The organism is Achromobacter sp. GW823-FHT04E03, assembly GCF_058796095.1.
Genome location: NZ_JBXAIJ010000001.1, coordinates 1,239,612 through 1,254,445, shown reverse-complemented (window position 1 = coordinate 1,254,445; position 14,834 = coordinate 1,239,612). Strand labels below are relative to the sequence as shown.

The 14,834-nt window shown below is 61.9% G+C and carries 16 protein-coding genes and 1 pseudogene; 7 read left to right on the top strand and 10 right to left on the bottom strand.

The genetic code is table 11. From position 1 onward, the window contains the following. The first annotated feature begins 9 nt into the window (after window positions 1-9). From AC1RHV_RS05800 to AC1RHV_RS05790, 3 genes are read left to right on the top strand one after another with little or no spacing between them, the layout of a single operon-like run. Window positions 10-1,017 (top strand): membrane dipeptidase, encoded by a 1,008-nt coding sequence (locus AC1RHV_RS05800; protein ID WP_492300035.1) that lies wholly within the window; start codon window positions 10-12, stop codon window positions 1,015-1,017. A 25-nt stretch (window positions 1,018-1,042) separates the two neighbouring features. Beyond that, on the top strand, window positions 1,043-2,014 hold the full coding sequence (locus AC1RHV_RS05795; RefSeq protein ID WP_492300033.1) for a Bug family tripartite tricarboxylate transporter substrate binding protein: 972 nt from the start codon (window positions 1,043-1,045) through the stop codon (window positions 2,012-2,014). Next, window positions 2,014-2,523: a RidA family protein gene (locus tag AC1RHV_RS05790; RefSeq protein ID WP_492300031.1), complete on the top strand. Its 510-nt coding sequence runs from the start codon at window positions 2,014-2,016 to the stop codon at window positions 2,521-2,523. The genes AC1RHV_RS05795 and AC1RHV_RS05790 overlap by 1 nt, the downstream gene beginning before the upstream one ends. A 29-nt stretch (window positions 2,524-2,552) precedes the next feature. On the opposite strand, the gene AC1RHV_RS05785 is transcribed toward AC1RHV_RS05790, so the two are convergent. From AC1RHV_RS05785 to AC1RHV_RS05775, 3 genes are all read right to left on the bottom strand, one after another. After that, the gene (locus AC1RHV_RS05785) at window positions 2,553-3,152 is read right to left on the bottom strand and encodes an OmpA family protein (RefSeq protein WP_119451338.1); all 600 of its coding nucleotides are present in this window, start codon (window positions 3,150-3,152) and stop codon (window positions 2,553-2,555) included. A gap of 2 nt (window positions 3,153-3,154) precedes the next feature. Further along, a complete protein-coding gene (locus AC1RHV_RS05780) occupies window positions 3,155-3,655 on the bottom strand; it encodes a hypothetical protein (RefSeq protein ID WP_225588745.1) in 501 nt (166 codons plus the stop codon). Between the two features lie 155 nt (window positions 3,656-3,810). After that, window positions 3,811-3,996: a hypothetical protein gene (locus tag AC1RHV_RS05775; RefSeq protein WP_054456325.1), complete on the bottom strand. Its 186-nt coding sequence runs from the start codon at window positions 3,994-3,996 to the stop codon at window positions 3,811-3,813. Between the two features lie 193 nt (window positions 3,997-4,189). Here AC1RHV_RS05775 and AC1RHV_RS05770 point away from each other — a divergent pair, with 193 nt between their 5' ends. Continuing rightward, the gene (locus AC1RHV_RS05770) at window positions 4,190-4,909 is read left to right on the top strand and encodes a carbonic anhydrase (protein ID WP_492300029.1); all 720 of its coding nucleotides are present in this window, start codon (window positions 4,190-4,192) and stop codon (window positions 4,907-4,909) included. A gap of 122 nt (window positions 4,910-5,031) precedes the next feature. Then, the gene (locus AC1RHV_RS05765; RefSeq protein WP_119451341.1) at window positions 5,032-5,301 is read left to right on the top strand and encodes a hypothetical protein; all 270 of its coding nucleotides are present in this window, start codon (window positions 5,032-5,034) and stop codon (window positions 5,299-5,301) included. A gap of 58 nt (window positions 5,302-5,359) precedes the next feature. Here AC1RHV_RS05765 and AC1RHV_RS05760 read toward each other — a convergent pair whose 3' ends face one another. Beyond that, window positions 5,360-5,740, bottom strand: a complete 381-nt coding sequence (locus AC1RHV_RS05760; RefSeq protein WP_013394373.1) for a DCC1-like thiol-disulfide oxidoreductase family protein — start codon at window positions 5,738-5,740, stop codon at window positions 5,360-5,362. Between the two features lie 107 nt (window positions 5,741-5,847). After that, window positions 5,848-6,798: a GlxA family transcriptional regulator gene (locus AC1RHV_RS05755; protein ID WP_306653331.1), complete on the bottom strand. Its 951-nt coding sequence runs from the start codon at window positions 6,796-6,798 to the stop codon at window positions 5,848-5,850. A gap of 118 nt (window positions 6,799-6,916) precedes the next feature. Between AC1RHV_RS05755 and AC1RHV_RS05750 the strand changes: the two genes are divergently transcribed. After that, on the top strand, window positions 6,917-7,510 hold the full coding sequence (locus AC1RHV_RS05750; protein WP_306653332.1) for a LysE family translocator: 594 nt from the start codon (window positions 6,917-6,919) through the stop codon (window positions 7,508-7,510). A gap of 120 nt (window positions 7,511-7,630) precedes the next feature. On the opposite strand, the gene AC1RHV_RS05745 is transcribed toward AC1RHV_RS05750, so the two are convergent. The 5 genes and pseudogenes from AC1RHV_RS05745 to AC1RHV_RS05725 all read right to left on the bottom strand — a co-directional run bounded on the left by AC1RHV_RS05745 (window position 7,631) and on the right by AC1RHV_RS05725 (window position 12,928). Beyond that, window positions 7,631-8,260: a DUF2239 family protein gene (locus tag AC1RHV_RS05745; protein ID WP_054456330.1), complete on the bottom strand. Its 630-nt coding sequence runs from the start codon at window positions 8,258-8,260 to the stop codon at window positions 7,631-7,633. An 83-nt stretch (window positions 8,261-8,343) separates the two neighbouring features. Then, entirely contained in the window at window positions 8,344-8,817 is a 474-nt protein-coding gene (locus AC1RHV_RS05740) for a transposase (protein ID WP_492300026.1), read from the bottom strand. Between the two features lie 123 nt (window positions 8,818-8,940). Further along, window positions 8,941-9,105, bottom strand: a pseudogene (locus AC1RHV_RS05735) (IS110 family transposase); the annotation flags it as partial. A gap of 223 nt (window positions 9,106-9,328) precedes the next feature. Then, the gene (locus AC1RHV_RS05730; protein WP_492300024.1) at window positions 9,329-11,296 is read right to left on the bottom strand and encodes an acyltransferase family protein; all 1,968 of its coding nucleotides are present in this window, start codon (window positions 11,294-11,296) and stop codon (window positions 9,329-9,331) included. Window positions 11,297-11,758: 462 nt separating this feature from the next. Continuing rightward, the gene (locus AC1RHV_RS05725; RefSeq protein WP_054456332.1) at window positions 11,759-12,928 is read right to left on the bottom strand and encodes an acyltransferase family protein; all 1,170 of its coding nucleotides are present in this window, start codon (window positions 12,926-12,928) and stop codon (window positions 11,759-11,761) included. 378 nt (window positions 12,929-13,306) lie between these two features. Between AC1RHV_RS05725 and guaB the strand changes: the two genes are divergently transcribed. After that, on the top strand, window positions 13,307-14,767 hold the full coding sequence (gene guaB / locus AC1RHV_RS05720; protein WP_054456333.1) for an IMP dehydrogenase: 1,461 nt from the start codon (window positions 13,307-13,309) through the stop codon (window positions 14,765-14,767). The last annotated feature ends 67 nt before the right edge of the window (window positions 14,768-14,834 follow it).

The following is a 14,834-nucleotide window of genomic DNA, read 5'->3' as shown; positions in this document are numbered from 1 at the left end:
AAGCAAGCAATGAGCGCAAGCGCCTTACGCGTCGACGGACTGCAGTACAGCAACTGGTCCGAAAAGATATTCCGCCAACTGCGCGAAGGCGGCGTGGACGCGGTCCACGTCACCATCGCGTACCACGAGAACCTGCGGGAGATGATCCACAACATCGAACGCTGGAACCGGTGGTTCGAGCGCTATCCCGACCTGATCGTGCAGGCGCGCAGTGGCGACGACGTCAGGCGCGCCCGGGAGACCGGCCGCACCGCGATCATTTTCGGGCTGCAGAACCCGTCGCCCATCGAAGACGACATCGGCCTGGTCGAGGTGGTGCACACGCTGGGCGTGCGCTTCATGCAACTGACCTATAACAACCAGTCCTTGCTGGCTGCGGGCTGTTATGAAGCGGTCGACAGCGGCGTCACCCGCATGGGGCGCGAAGTGATCAAGGAAATGAACCGGGTCGGGCTGGTCATCGACATGAGCCATTCGGGCGAACGTTCCACGCTGGAGGCGATAGAACTGTCCGAGCGGCCCATCACCATCAGTCACGCCAATCCGCATTCATGGGCGCAGGCGCTGCGCAACAAGTCGGACACGGTGCTCAAGGCGCTGGCTGGCGCGGGCGGCATGTTCGGCTTTTCGCTGTATCCGCATCACCTCAAGAACAAATCGGCCTGTACCTTGGACGACTTCTGCGCCATGGTGGCGCGCACCGCGGATCTGGTGGGGGTGGAGCACCTGGGCCTGGGCTCGGACCTGTGCCAGGACCAGCCGGACTCGGTGGTCCAGTGGATGCGCACGGGCCGCTATACCAAGAACATCGACTACGGCGAAGGCTCGGCCGCGCAGCCGGGGTTTCCGCCGCAGCCCGGCTGGTTCCAGGACAGCCGGGATTTCAAGAACATCGAACAGGGCTTGCGCGCCACGGGGTTTTCAGCGGACGAGGTGGCGCTATTGATGGGCGGCAACTGGATGCGCTTTTTCGATGCAAGCTTCGGCCCGCAAGCCACTACTACCCGCAAGCCCTGAACGGTCGCAACCTCGGAGCACTTACATGAAGAACGCCATTCGCATCCTTGCGTGCGCCACGCTGGCGCTGGGCGCCGTCTGCAACGCCAGCGCGCAGGACTTTCCCAACAAAAGCATACAGATCGTCGTGCCGTTCCCGCCGGGCGGCGTGGCCGATCTGGTCGTGCGCACTGTCGCGCAAAAGCTGGGCCAGGACGTCAAGCAGCCCGTGCTGGTGGTGAACAAGCCCGGCGCCAGCGGCATCATCGGGGCCGAGTTCGTGGCCCGCGCGCCGGCGGACGGCTACACGCTGCTGTTGGCCAACCTGCCGATCATGTCGATCAATGAACTGCAGTACAGCAGCCTGCCGTACTCCGCCACGCGGGACTTCGCGCCCGTGATCCTGTTGGCCGACCAACCCTACATCATCGCCACCGGCAACGCCGTGCCCGCCGAGACGATGAAGGAGTTCATCGCCTATGCCAAGGACAAGCCGGACACGCTGACTTTCGGTTCCGCGTCCAGCTCGACCTTTCTGGCCGGCGAACTGTTCAAGCAGCGGGCGGGCATCCGCATGGCGCACATCCCCTACAAGGGCAGCGCACCCGCCATCAACGATCTGCTTGGCGGACACATCAGTCTGATCCTGGATCCGGTGATCACCTTGCTGCCGCACGTCCAGGCCGGCAAGCTGCGGGCCCTGGCGGTCACTTCGTCTGAACGGATAGATACGGCGCCGGACATTCCCAGCTACAAGGAAGTCGGCCTGGTGGATATGGACATCACTTCGTGGCAGGGCATCGTCGCTCCGGCTGGTACACCCGAGGCAGTCGTCAAGAAACTCAACGAGGACTTCAACCGGGCCTTGCAGTCGCCCGAAGTGGCCTCGCGCCTGAAGGAGCAAGGGGTAAGCACCAAGGGCGGCTCGGCCCAGGCCTTTACCGATTTCGTCGCGGCCGAAAACAAGCGCTGGGCGACGCTGGCCAAACAAGTCAACTTCCTGCCCGGCAGTTTGTGATGAGCATCCTGACCGGAGCCGATGCGCGCTTGCAAGCCCTGGACCTGGCCTTGCCGCAGCCTACGCCTACGCACTATGCCTATCTGCCTGCGCTGCGCCACGGCAGCACGGTGTACGTCGCGGGGCAGATTCCGAAGCTCAGCGCGGACCAGTTGCTGGTTCAAGGCGCGGTGGGTGAGCAGGTCGGCGAAGCAGCGGCGCGCGAGGCCGTGCGCCTGTGCGTGCTGCATGCGCTGTCGTGGGTGGCCCACCACGCGCAGGGCAGCCTGGATGCGGTGGAACAGGTATTGCGCGTCAACTACTTCTTCCAGGTGGGCGAGCGCGCCAGCACGCGGCTATCCGCCATTGCCGATACGGGATCGGAACTGCTGGTCGCGATCTTCGGCCGCCAGGGCGAGCATTCGCGCTCGGTCATTGGCGTGCGCGAGCTGCCGCGCAATGCGCCGGTGCTGGTCAGCATGGACGTGGCACTGACGGCTGCGGACTCCTCGCGAATGCCGGCCGGCTGAGGCCGCTGCCGGCCCCACGCAGGACTTGCTCAGCGCTTGGGCAGCACGAACTCCACCCGCCGGTTCTGCGCCCGTCCTTGCGGATTGTCCGAACCGTTGGCCAGCCGGTTCGACTGGATCGGCTGGGTATCGCCCAGTCCTTTGACCGTCAGCCGCGACTTGTCCACGCCATGGCTTGCCAACCATTGCGCCACCGCCTGCGCGCGGCGCAATGACAGATCCTTGTTGTACGAGGCCGAACCCTTGGAGTCGGTGTGGCCTTCGATGCCGACGGTGCCGGCCGAACTGGATTTGATCAGGCTGGCGATGTCCCGCAACGTGGGTTCGGCGGCGGGGCGTATGGCGGTCTTGTCGAAATCGAACAGCACATCGCCCAGCATGGCGACGGTCACGGCGTTCTTGTCTTGCCGCACCGACAGGCCGTCGTGGCGCGCGGCCAGTCCGTCTATCTGCGCGTTCAGGTCCGATATGCCGCCGCTGGCATCGGCAGGCAATCCCTTCAGGTCCAGGATGGTGGCCTGCAGATCCAGGATCTCGGCCTTATAGGGAGGCTCCTGCGCCCAGGAGCCGCTGGCGGCGGCGAGCAGCGCCGCGGCCAGGAGAGTCGGCGCGCGCGTGGCGGCGGCCATGGTCAGCGGTCGGTGATCTTGATGGCGTCGAAGGTCTCCACGCCCGGGATGGTCAGCGAAACCTCCTTGATTTCCTTGGGCGGGGCAGGGAACTTGCCCTGCCAGGAACCGGCCATGGGGGTGTCCTTGGACGTGCGGATGAGCAGCTTGGGATTGGTCAGCGGCTTGTCGCTGCTGTCTTTCAGCAGCAGGTGCTTCTTGTTGCCGGCGATGACGTAGAAGCTGTTGGCGTAGTCGTCCTTGCTGATCTGCGAGTAGATCATTTCCGTCTTGCCGTCGACGATGGGCTTGAACCGGATCTTGATGGACAGGATGTCACCGCTGCGCACCGCTTCGATGACCTGGCCTTCCGCGCTGCCGGAATCGGTCAGGCCGGTGGCCAGGGGCGCGGGAGCGTCGGCCTGGCCTTGCGCCATGGCGGTCTGGCCGGCTGCCGCCACCATCATGCCCAAACCCAGGGCACAGGCGGCGGCTGTCTTTCTGATCGGAATCACGATAAGCATCCTTTGTCGTTGAAAACCATTCAGGGCAGGGCATCCGGACCAAGACTCATCCTTTTGGTCCCGTCCAAAGTCCAACGCAAGATGGTCCAACTTTCAGGCGCTTATTTCAGTTTGATGTTTTTCCAAGACGTTACGGAATCTAGCCGGCACAAGCCTCATCCGCCGCGGTGCCCGTGGTAGCGCGGTGCGGCGACGCTGCGGACGTTTTCCTTGTGCTGCGAGCCGACCAGGGCCTTGCGCCGGGCTTCCTCATGCTGTTGATCCGCGCGGGCGCGTTCCTTGTCGGCATGCGTGTCTGGCGCGGTGTGGGAGGGATTGGGGTGGGGAGTGTTGGGCGTCATGGTGCGTACCTATCAAGCAGGTGACGCGGCATATGCCGCTTTTCCACATTACGCCCCTCATCCGTGTTTCTCAAGCTGCGGCTACGGCGCTTTTTTTGATTGTGGCAGCGCAATGTTTGAGCATTTGTAGTGGCCGCGGCAGCACAATGGTCCTGCGCTGGTTTCCCAGATGTTCTTCTTTCAGGAGAGCCTCATGTGCGACTGTTCCTCTTTCGCCCATTCCCCGCAATTCAACCGCCGCCGCCTGCTGTTCGGCGCCGCAGCGATCGCCGCGGCCGGCGCTTCAGGCTGGCTGGGCGATGCCCAAGCCGCCGTGCCGTCAAACGATATCGGCCCTGACGAGGCCCTGAAACGCCTGATGGCCGGCAATGCCCGCTACGCCGCCAACAAGCCGAACATGCGGGACTATTCCGCGGGACGCGCCGCTCGCGCCGTGAAGCAAAAGCCCATCGCCGCCATCCTGGGCTGTTCGGACTCGCGGGTGGCGCCGGAACTGGCTTTCGACCAAGGGCCGGGCGACCTCTTCATTGTGCGCGTGGCCGGCAACTTCGTGAACGAAGACGGCCTGGCCAGCCTGGAGTACGGCACGCTGGTCCTGCGGGCGCCGCTCATCCTGGTACTGGGCCATGACAACTGCGGCGCGGTCGATGCGACGGTGAAGGCGTGGCAGGACAAGACGGAATTCCCTGGCCATCTGCCCGCGCTGGTGAACGCGATCAAGCCCGCTGTCGAGATGGCGAGCAAGTCGGGCGCAAGGGATCTGATGTCGGCTGCCGTGCAGGCCAATGTGCGCCTTGCGGTTGAACGCCTGAAGACTGCGCAGCCGCTGTTGCAAGAGATGGTGCAGCAGAAAAAGTTGGGAGTGGTGGGCGGCGTGTACAGCCTGGCAACGGGCAAGGTGACGTTGGTCTGACGCCAGCGCCGGGGTCGGCTGAATTCCAGCGCCGGCCGGCCTCGAACTGGTGAGAATTGCTGAGCTTTAATCGTTTTTCCCTTCGTAATATCCGATGAAAGGATATTGAAAGGGGAAGAGGCATGGGGGCGTGCGAAAAATGCGAGGCTATCGTCAGGGACCGGCGCGACGCGCCTGGTCATGACAGCCTGATCAGCCTGGGCGTGGTGCGATCGACGGGGCAGCAGCAACGCGGCGTGCAGCACGAGGCGTACACCTGTGCGGTGTGCGGCACGGATTGGGATTATCTCTACGACAAGCGCGACCCGGCTTCGGGGTGGCGCCGCTCCGATGCGGGCGTGCACACGGAAAAGGCCGAAGCGCCTTTGGCGAGAGCCGTCGGCGCCGCGTAGCGTGGCGCGCCGTATTTAATCAGATACCGTTCCTGCGTTGGCTCAGCGGCTGGCGCAGCTACATCTGCATCTTCTTCTTGCCCAATAGCGTCAGCGCCAGGCTGCGGCCGGTGCGCATGAAGGGGTAGAGCGCCGTCGACAGGCAGGGGTTGCGGAACACGGCCGCGTTGACGCTGTTGAACAGGTCGTTGCCGGTGCTGATCAGCGCCAGGCGGTTGATGCAGTCCGCGCCCCAGTAGTCCTGCCCGTCCAGGTGCAGCAGCATGCCCTGGTTCAGATCGTAGCCTTGCGCCTTGTAGGCCACCGCCAGGTCTGGGTGGTCGCGCATGTTCAGCAGATCGATGGGACCGACGGCCTTTTGCAGTTGCAGCATCCGCACGTAGTTCGAGCAGAAAGGGCAGTCTCCGTCGTAGAGCAGGAAGTTCTTTGCGATGGCCATGATGCACCGTGTGGAAATGCGCGGGCGCGAAAGGCGCGCCTGCCTCTTACATCCGATTAAAACGCATATCGCGGCAAGCGCCCACCGCCCGCATCGCGGCGCGGGTTTCAGCGCATCTGGCGCACGCCGTGGCCCAGGCGCCGGCGCAGCAGGTTGCGCAGCGTGACGCCGTCGGCATAGCCGACTTGCGCCGCGATCTGCTCCAGCGATTGGTTGCTGGTCTTCAGCAAATGGGCCGCGCGCTCCACGCGCAGGTCCTGGAAGAACGACAGCGGGCTCTTGCCCAGGACCTCCTGCATGCGGCGCGCCAGCGTGCGCTTGCTGGCGCCCAGCGCCTGCGCCGCGGCGTCCAGCGAGAATCCCTGCGCAAGATGCGCGCGGGCCCAGCGCTCGAAGGCCTGTACCAGCGGCTCGGCATGCGTCAGGTGATCGGTAATGACATAGGCCGACTGCGAGGGCCGCTGGTCCACGATCAGATAGCGCGCCACCAGCGCGGCCAGCTCCGGACTGGCCTGGCGCACCAGCCACAGCGCCATGTCCATGTGGCTGAGCGCCGCGCCTGCGGTCAGCAGCGACGACGAACGCACCAGCATGCGTTCGTCCTCCAGGTCCACCGCCGGATAGCGTTGCCTGAACAGCGGGGCCAGCCACCAGGTGGTGGTGGCCTTGTGGCCGTCCAGCAGGCCGGATTCCGCCAGGACGAAGGTGCCGATGCAGGCTGCGGCGGTGTTCGCGCCGGGCGAGCGCTGCCGCAGCATGCGGCCGGCGTCGCGCACGTCGGCGCGGTCCAGCGCGGGCAGCAGGGTTTCGGGCATCTTGCAGGCAATGGCCGGGATCACGAGCCAGTCCGGGTCCGACGGGTCCGGGCTGCCCGAGACGGGCACGCCGAATCCCTGTGCGGTACGCACCTTGCGGCGCATGCCGACGATCCGCGCGTCGAACGGCTGGACCGGTTCGGGCAGCAGCGGCGCCAGCTCGTTGGCCGTGGTGAACACGTCCAGGATGGCCGACAGGCCGGTATCGAACACGCCCTCCAGGGCCAGGATCTGGATCTTCATGGCAAGAACGCTATCAAAGATGTCAAAACCGCCAATATTAATAAGGCCCGCCCGGACTCACAATGGCGCTGTCTGACCGCTGGCGCAAGCGTGCGCCGCGTCTTGCCGGAGCCTTGTCTTGTCTTTTGAAAATCTGCTTGCCCTGACGGTATTCGCCTTCGTGACCTCGCTATCGCCAGGGCCTAGCAACGTCATGCTGATGACCTCGGGCGCGAACTTCGGCTTCGGCCGGACGCTGCCTCAGGTGCTGGGCATCACGGTTGGCTTCACTTCGTTGCTGCTCGGGGTAGGTCTGGGCCTGGGCGCGTTGTTCCACGCCTGGCCGGCCCTGTCGGCGGGCCTGAAGGTAGGGGGCGCGGTCTATCTGCTGTACCTGGCATGGCGCATCGCCTTGTCGCGTTCCATGGGTGCGGGGCAGGCGTCCGCCAGGCCGCTCACGTTCATGGAGTCGGCCTTGTTCCAATGGATCAATCCCAAGGCCTGGGTCGTGGCGCTGGCCTCGGTGGCGGTCTATGTGGATGCCGCGGCGCCCTGGGCGTCGCTGGCGTGGATGTGCCTGGTGTTCGCGGTGGTGAACGTGCCCAGCGTTTCGCTGTGGGCGGGCTTCGGCGTGGCGCTGCGCGGATTCCTGGCGCAGCCTGGAAGGCTGAAGTGGTTCAACATCGGCATGGGAACGCTGCTGGCGCTGACGTTGTGGCCGATGCTGCGGTGACGAGCCGCGGCAGCCGGACTCGTTCGTTCGGCGTGCCGCGTCAGCGCGTTTTCGAGCAAGGAGTCCAGGGCGAACGGGCCGGCCAGGCGCGCGGACCACTTCCTGGGCCCCCGGTCTGGACTACTCCGCCGTGGCTTCGCCGGAGGTGTCCCACGCCAATTGCGTGGCGTAGCCGCGCACATCCTCAGGCCACGCAGCGATCTGTCGCTCAAAGCGCTCGCGGTCGTCGGCATACAGCGCCCGCGTCGCTTCCTCGAAGCCGGGCAGGTTGCCGCCCATGCTGGACATGAACTGGTAGGCGGCCTCCTGGCGCTCGCGGCGGCGGTCCCGCGCCTCGTTGTCGCGCCGCGCCTGTTCCACCAGCTTGCGCAAGGCCACCGAGGCGCCGCCGGGCTGCGCGCCCAGCCAGTCCCAGTGGCGCGGCAACAGAGTCACTTCGCGCGCTACCACACCCAGCTTGGGCCGGCCTCGGCCGCGCGATTGGGTGTCGCCGGCTTCCATTTCCGCTACGGCTCGTGTAATTGGGATCTTGGGAGTCGGTTGATGGCGCTCGATGATGTCAGCGTCACTACCTCGCAGATCGAGATCTACCTGTTTGCCCGACCGGTCGTCAAAGACGAGGACTGTGGCATCGGCGCGCACAGCCGTTATCCGTTTGACGGTCAGGGCCACGGAGCCGAGTGCGCCTGATGTGAGAATGCGCGAATTGTCGAAGACGGTGTAAGTGTTGGCGGAGGCGTGGAGGAACATGTTAATTTTATCCGGGTAAAATTTAAAACCAATTATTATCCGGATAAAATTAAATGTCAATGAACGAGATTCTATGGTGCGGGTCAAGCTTTTCTGAGGCTCGACCTTCCAGGATCGAAGGCTTGGCCAGTGCGCCAGACTCCGTAGGCGATGCGCAACAATTTGCGTGCGATCACCACCAAGGCTGCCCTCGAGGCTAGTCCTCGAGTACTGAGCATGGCGTAGTAATCCTTGAAGTAAACCGTGCGAGCCGCCGAACTGGCCGCGTTGTGCAGCAAGGTCCTGGCGGCCTTGTCACCCTGTTTGCTCAGGCGTTGCCTACCGACCTTTCTGCCAGACTCGTTTGGCCTGGGAACCAGCCCACAGAAGGCCACCGCAGCGTCACTGCTCGTGAAGTGAACGCGGTTGAACAAGGTTGTCAGGGCAGCGTCATTGATCGGCCCAATGTCGCAGATTCCGGTTAGTAGACCGTATGTCTTGGTCCACTCGCTCTGGACCTTGACCTTGGCGATCAGCTCCCGTTCTAGCTGTTGCGCCCACGAACTCAGACTGGCCAAGGCCGTCTTCTGATGACAGCTTACGCAACCATGTCGCTGCGCCGACAACCTTAGCGAAGTCCCTACGCGTACCACCGTCGATCTAAGCGCTTGAGGCGCTCGAACCTGTTGTAGCTCTGCCGAGATCGGCTCATAGCGATGCAAGGTCGTATGACGCTGCGCGACGTATTGGGCGGTCACCTCGGCATCCAGGCGGTCGGTCTTGCCTCGATTGCCCAGCGAGATCGCATAGTGATGGACGCGCGTAGGGTTTAAAACATAAACCGTAAACCCACGTTCATGGGCCAGCCCGGCTTAAAAGCTCTTGATAGCCACCGGGCTTCCATTGCGATCACGCAACCAGCGAGCAGCCGCCTGAGCCAACCGACGATGCTGGACCGACCGTTCCCAACCGTGGAAGAGGCACCTACACCATACAAGGATGGGGCTCCAGGGGGAATGGCCAACACGTGACCGTGTGGCGGGGCGCCACTCGCTGCGGTTGTTCAAGCGGCTCTTGTCAATTTGTAGATCAGGGCCGCAGGGCAGATCCGCTGGCCGGCAACATGAATGTCGGCGTATGGTTCTGCGCGATGGCCTCTTCCGCCAAACTCTCGGAGCCTGTCATGCTTATATGCCCGGCATCGAAGTAGGCCGGCTGGCCCTTGACTTCGGCCCTGCACATGGCGCCATCGCATAGAAGATTGTGAATATCGAAGGTTTCGACATTTGGGAACTTCGAGGCCAATTCCACCAAGTATGCATTGATGTTCCGTTCCGGGCCGTCGCGCTGCGAGCGTTTTTCCTCGCAGTGCATCCCGGGGATCATCAGCGCCTTCCTGTCGCACTGGCGGTCGTACTGGAGAAACAGCGGTGCCGATAGTGCGATCACGACGCGCGGAACCTTCTTGCTCAATTCCTCGATTGTGTTGGCGATGTCTCTCCGAGAATTGTCCCGATCGAAGCCAGCCCAGGCGCTTCCCACAATCACGGTGTCGTACTTAGTCACCTCGGTTTCCATTGCTTCGTTGAACTTGGCGCAAGTTTCACGGATGGTGACCGGCGCATACTGCGAGGATGTGCCGAAGAGTGGCATGCAGCCTGAGAGGGAGATATTTCTGAGCGCGACTCCTGTATGCTCGCCAATCGTTTTGAAAAAGCCAACGTAATGTGCGGCATGGGAGTCGCCCCAGAGCAGAGTTTTCGCTGCCGCATTCTTGGCTCCTATGATGCACCGGGCGTCGGTCAACATCCGTTCGTCGAAACCGCCCATCTGGCAATTGAATGGATACTCACTTGCCGGTTTGGTGGTGCCGTCCAATTTGGCCAATTCTGCGCCGTAGCCAGTTGGTTTGAAGAAGGGCAGCCCGCTGGTGAAGGCGGTAGCCATAGCAATACCTGCCAGCGTGGCACTCACCGTAGCGAACTTCAGTGCAGATTGGACATTAGGCTTGGGGCTGGCGATCCGAAAAGGTTTTTCAACGCCGAAGTACGAAATCAGCGTCATGATTGCCATGGCGGTTGCGCAGGCGAGATAGCCTGCCGTTGTCGGTTCTCCATAGGCATATCGATAGAAGGCCATGATCGGCCAGTGCCAAAGATACAACGAGAAGGAAACCCGTCCGATGGCGACCATAGGCGCCATGGATAGCAATCGTCCTACCATGCTCTTGCGCGTGGAGCCAGCAAGGATAAGCATCGCGGCGCCGAAGGTGGGCGGGATCGCTGCATAGCCGGGAAATCCTGCCGCTTCACTCAGGCTTACTACTGACCAGACGATGAGTGCGAAACCGGTCAGGGCGAGCAACTCGGCATTTGCCGGATGGAGTTTTGTTGTTCGAGTAGCCAGCCAATATGCCGCGGCTCCCATCATCAGTTCCCCCGCGCGTGCTGGCAGCATGTAATAGGAGAACGATGGATCTGAAGCTAGGTACCTCTGACCAATATAGAAGCTGGCCGCACCTACGATGAGCGCTGATAGAAGCCGAATGAAAGGGGGGGACGACTTGAAGGCTACGAGCAGAATTAATGGCCAGAACAGATAAAACTGCTCTTCAACGGCGAGCGACCACAGGTGCAACAGCGGAACGGTTTCCGACGATGCGGCGAAATAACTGGTGTCCAGGAACTTCCAGAAGTAGATGTTCCCTGCGGATATCACGCTGGCGGCAGCCGAGGCTCCCAGATCTTTGACGTCCCTGGGCAGCATGAAGATGGCGCCGATGGTGAGTGTGACAAAGATACAGAAGAACGATGCAGGTAGTATCCGGCGGGCACGAGCCAGGTAGAAGCCGGAAAAGGAGAACGTGCCACCCGTGATGTTTCGGGTGAGGATGCCAGTGATCAGAAATCCGGAGATAACAAAGAAGACGTCAACACCGACAAAACCGCCAGGAAGCCAGCTTTTGTTCAGATGAAAAACGACAACGGCAAGTACCGCGATCGCGCGCAGACCGTCGATGTCGGGGCGGTATCCTGCTTGGTGCTGAGGTAATGACATGTTTGTCGGTTCGCTCTAAGCGAAATTCCTATTTCCGGATGTGGTGGGGACATGAGCAACAGTCCCTCGACTGACCCAAATTGAAGAAAGCGGTCGATTGTAGAAGTAAAAGGGGATGCGAGGTCCGAGCTACCGGGGCGCGGGGCCCTCGTGGACGAGTGGCGATCCGATAATCGATAGGTTGTATATGGAACGAGCGCCGTTTGCTTTGGGGCGCGCCTGAAAAACAGGGCGGTACCGGCGGGAGCAGCCCCTACGTGGGGCAGGGGGTGAATGCGCCGGCAGGTGCCCGTTACGGAACCATCGGGCGGTACTGCATCACTCTGTTCGCCGCTGCAGGGATCCTCTGATCATCGACAGGGACGCCCACGAAATCGTGCTGCGCCCCTAGGCTGTTGGCTTGCTTCCGGTACACCTGCCCTGCCGTCTTGTGCGGGTGGTGATCGGCGCCTCGTCCGAGTTCTAAAGTGGCGCCTTCCCAATCAAGGAGGGAGACTGAACCCGTTCGCCAAATCTCGAAACTACAAACCGTCCGAACCAATTGGCGAAAGTGACCGAAGGTTTGTCGACCGCTCGATAAAAAAGGACTGATACACCAAGAGAGGCAACGACGCTTACCGCACAGGCAATGAGCGCTGCCTGTACGCTGCCCAGGCTGGCCAACAGCTTTGCGACAGGTGCGGCAAGCACCAGCAGCACGACGGTGTGGGTCAGATACAGCGAGAAGGACACCTTTCCAAGCCAAACCGGTACGCGGGATGAAAAGAATGAGTTCACCGGGCCGGCTGCGAGCGTTGCGGCAACTACCAAAATTGCTCCCAGACCGGGGAACAGAACAGGCCAATTGAGCTTTATGCCGTGATCAAATTGCAGGATATTCGCGAAAATGGCAACTTGGCGATAGGCGTTCGACGGACCATCGTAAGCGCCCAAATATAGGCCAAACAAGAAGACGGGGACGCTCAATGTCCAATGACGAATCAGGAACGTGAGCTTATCGACGTAGATGCCAATAATGAACATGGCAAAGAAGTAGCCTGTCAGTTGATTCAGGTACATCATTCCCGAACATAAGACCACCGCAGCCAATGGTGCATAACCGAAGCGTCCGAACACGAACAAAAAGGCAAACAGGATCATCGATCCCAAGAATTCGACCTGCATCGTCCAGATGACGGCGTTGTAGCTGTTGCTGCCAAAGAAGAACGCGCCATACAAGGCTTCTCCACTAGCGCCCCACAACCTTGAACCCAACCCTTCCATGGATTGGACAAGCGAGGCCGTGACTACCATGAAGATGCATGATGTGAGGACCGGAATTGCGAGGCGGAAGTAGCGCTTTGCAGTCGCGTCTATGAGGATCCTGTTGTCGTGCGTCCTCAGGAACTTTCTGGAGAGCACATAACCGCTCATCACGAAGAAAATACAGACCGCGAAGAATCCAGCGTACAAGACCCGGAGTGGGCTGTTGTAGAGCCAGGAGTCGATGCTGGAATGGATCGGATGGTTTCCTCCTACCGCAGCGTGGGGGAAGAACTGGAGTGCCAGATGAGAAAGTACGACGGCCAACGCGGCGACCCCGCGCAGACCTTCCAAGCTAAGAATTTTTGGATACTGCTTCGTCGATTCCATGATTTTTTTGTAAGACGAGAAGAGGGCGCCAAAGGGCCAATCACCAGCATTCGGGCTAATGAGTGTGCGGAGTATACCGTCGGGCAGCGCATGGCCTCGGGCTCGGAAATCCGTCCCCCAAACACGACCCGACCCTGTGACGGAGTGTTCTTGCGCACTTGTGCCGCGATTCCAGCAACTCGTCATGGAGATTGCCTGTCAGGTCTGCCGTAGCGTTGACGTGGCTTGTGGCCAATTTGTTACATATCGGCGGGGGATGGGCAATGGGCTCCGCCTGTAAGTCATTGATATGTATAGAGCTACAAAAAAATCCTAGGGTCAACACCTAGGCAAAACACGCAAGCGGCGTATAATCTTGCTTTGCGCCCGGAGTTACCCATGCGTCTCGTACAAAAAGCGCTCACCTTCGACGATGTGTTGCTGGTGCCTGCGTATTCCGAGGTCCTGCCTCGCGACACTTCCCTGGCTACGCGCCTCACTCGCAACATCACCCTGAACATCCCGCTCGTGTCCGCCGCCATGGACACCGTGACCGAATCGCGCCTGGCCATCGCCATGGCGCAAGAGGGTGGCATCGGGATCATCCACAAGAATCTGTCGGCTGAAGCCCAGGCCCGCGAGGTCGCCCGCGTCAAGCGCCATGAATTCGGCATCGTGATCGATCCGGTCACGGTCACCCCGCAAATGAAGGTGCGCGACGCTATCGCGTTGCAGCGCCAGCATGGCATCTCGGGCCTGCCGGTGGTCGAAGGACGCAAGCTGGTCGGCATCGTCACCAACCGCGACCTGCGCTTCGAAGAAAACCTGGACCAGCCCCTGCGCAACATCATGACGCCGCAGGAACGCCTGGTCACCATGAAGGAAGGCGCCACGCTGGAAGAGGCGCAGTCCCTGATGCACAAGCACCGCCTGGAGCGCGTGCTGATCGTCAACGACGGCTTTGAACTGCGTGGCCTGGCCACCGTCAAGGACATCGTCAAGAACACCGAACACCCGATGGCCAGCAAGGACGCCCAGGGCCAACTGCGCGTGGGCGCGGCTGTGGGCGTGGGCGCCGGCACCGAAGAACGCGTGGAAAAGCTGGTTGCGGCTGGCGTCGACGTCCTGATCGTCGACACCGCCCACGGCCATTCCAAGGGCGTGCTGGAAGGCGTGCGCTGGGTCAAGCAGAACTACCCCAAGGTTGAAGTCATCGGCGGCAACATCGCCACCGCCGCCGCCGCGCGCGCGCTGGTCGAGTACGGCGCCGACGGCGTCAAGGTCGGTATCGGCCCGGGCTCCATCTGCACCACCCGCATCGTCGCGGGCGTCGGCGTGCCGCAGATCCACGCCATCTCCGAAGTCGCCAAGGCGCTGGAAGGCACGGGCGTGCCCCTGATCGCCGACGGCGGTATCCGTTATTCGGGCGACGTTGCCAAGGCCCTGGCGGCCGGCGCTTTCGCCTGCATGATGGGCGGCATGTTCGCCGGCACCGAAGAAGCGCCGGGCGAAGTCGTGCTGTTCCAGGGCCGTTCGTACAAGTCCTACCGCGGCATGGGCAGCCTGGGCGCCATGACGGACGGCTCCGCCGACCGTTACTTCCAGGATCCGTCCAACAACGCCGACAAGCTGGTTCCCGAAGGCATCGAAGGCCGTGTCCCCTACAAGGGCAGCGTGCTGGCCATCATTTACCAACTGGTCGGCGGCATCCGCGCCTCGATGGGCTACTGCGGCTGCGCCACCATCGACGACATGCGCACCAAGACCGAATTCGTGGAGATCACCTCCGCGGGCGTGCGCGAGTCCCACGTGCACGACGTACAGATCACCAAGGAAGCGCCCAACTACCGCGCCGACTGATCCGTACAGTCAACTACAATGTCATGCATCGCGCACCGGCAGAACCGCAACATGAATCAGCGGTTCT

What these genes read in the sequence shown, in the direction of transcription:
- AC1RHV_RS05775 (WP_054456325.1), bottom strand. Translation starts at nt 3,996, where the DNA reads ATGACGCCCAACACTCCCCACCCCAATCCCTCCCACACCGCGCCAGAC.
- guaB (WP_054456333.1), top strand. Translation starts at nt 13,307, where the DNA reads ATGCGTCTCGTACAAAAAGCGCTCACCTTCGACGATGTGTTGCTGGTG.
- AC1RHV_RS05795 (WP_492300033.1), top strand. Translation starts at nt 1,043, where the DNA reads ATGAAGAACGCCATTCGCATCCTTGCGTGCGCCACGCTGGCGCTGGGC.
- AC1RHV_RS05800 (WP_492300035.1), top strand. Translation starts at nt 10, where the DNA reads ATGAGCGCAAGCGCCTTACGCGTCGACGGACTGCAGTACAGCAACTGG.
- AC1RHV_RS05755 (WP_306653331.1), bottom strand. Translation starts at nt 6,798, where the DNA reads ATGAAGATCCAGATCCTGGCCCTGGAGGGCGTGTTCGATACCGGCCTG.
- AC1RHV_RS05760 (WP_013394373.1), bottom strand. Translation starts at nt 5,740, where the DNA reads ATGGCCATCGCAAAGAACTTCCTGCTCTACGACGGAGACTGCCCTTTC.
- AC1RHV_RS05745 (WP_054456330.1), bottom strand. Translation starts at nt 8,260, where the DNA reads ATGTTCCTCCACGCCTCCGCCAACACTTACACCGTCTTCGACAATTCG.
- AC1RHV_RS05770 (WP_492300029.1), top strand. Translation starts at nt 4,190, where the DNA reads ATGTGCGACTGTTCCTCTTTCGCCCATTCCCCGCAATTCAACCGCCGC.
- AC1RHV_RS05790 (WP_492300031.1), top strand. Translation starts at nt 2,014, where the DNA reads ATGAGCATCCTGACCGGAGCCGATGCGCGCTTGCAAGCCCTGGACCTG.
- AC1RHV_RS05730 (WP_492300024.1), bottom strand. Translation starts at nt 11,296, where the DNA reads ATGTCATTACCTCAGCACCAAGCAGGATACCGCCCCGACATCGACGGT.
- AC1RHV_RS05765 (WP_119451341.1), top strand. Translation starts at nt 5,032, where the DNA reads ATGGGGGCGTGCGAAAAATGCGAGGCTATCGTCAGGGACCGGCGCGAC.
- AC1RHV_RS05780 (WP_225588745.1), bottom strand. Translation starts at nt 3,655, where the DNA reads ATGCTTATCGTGATTCCGATCAGAAAGACAGCCGCCGCCTGTGCCCTG.
- AC1RHV_RS05725 (WP_054456332.1), bottom strand. Translation starts at nt 12,928, where the DNA reads ATGGAATCGACGAAGCAGTATCCAAAAATTCTTAGCTTGGAAGGTCTG.
- AC1RHV_RS05785 (WP_119451338.1), bottom strand. Translation starts at nt 3,152, where the DNA reads ATGGCCGCCGCCACGCGCGCGCCGACTCTCCTGGCCGCGGCGCTGCTC.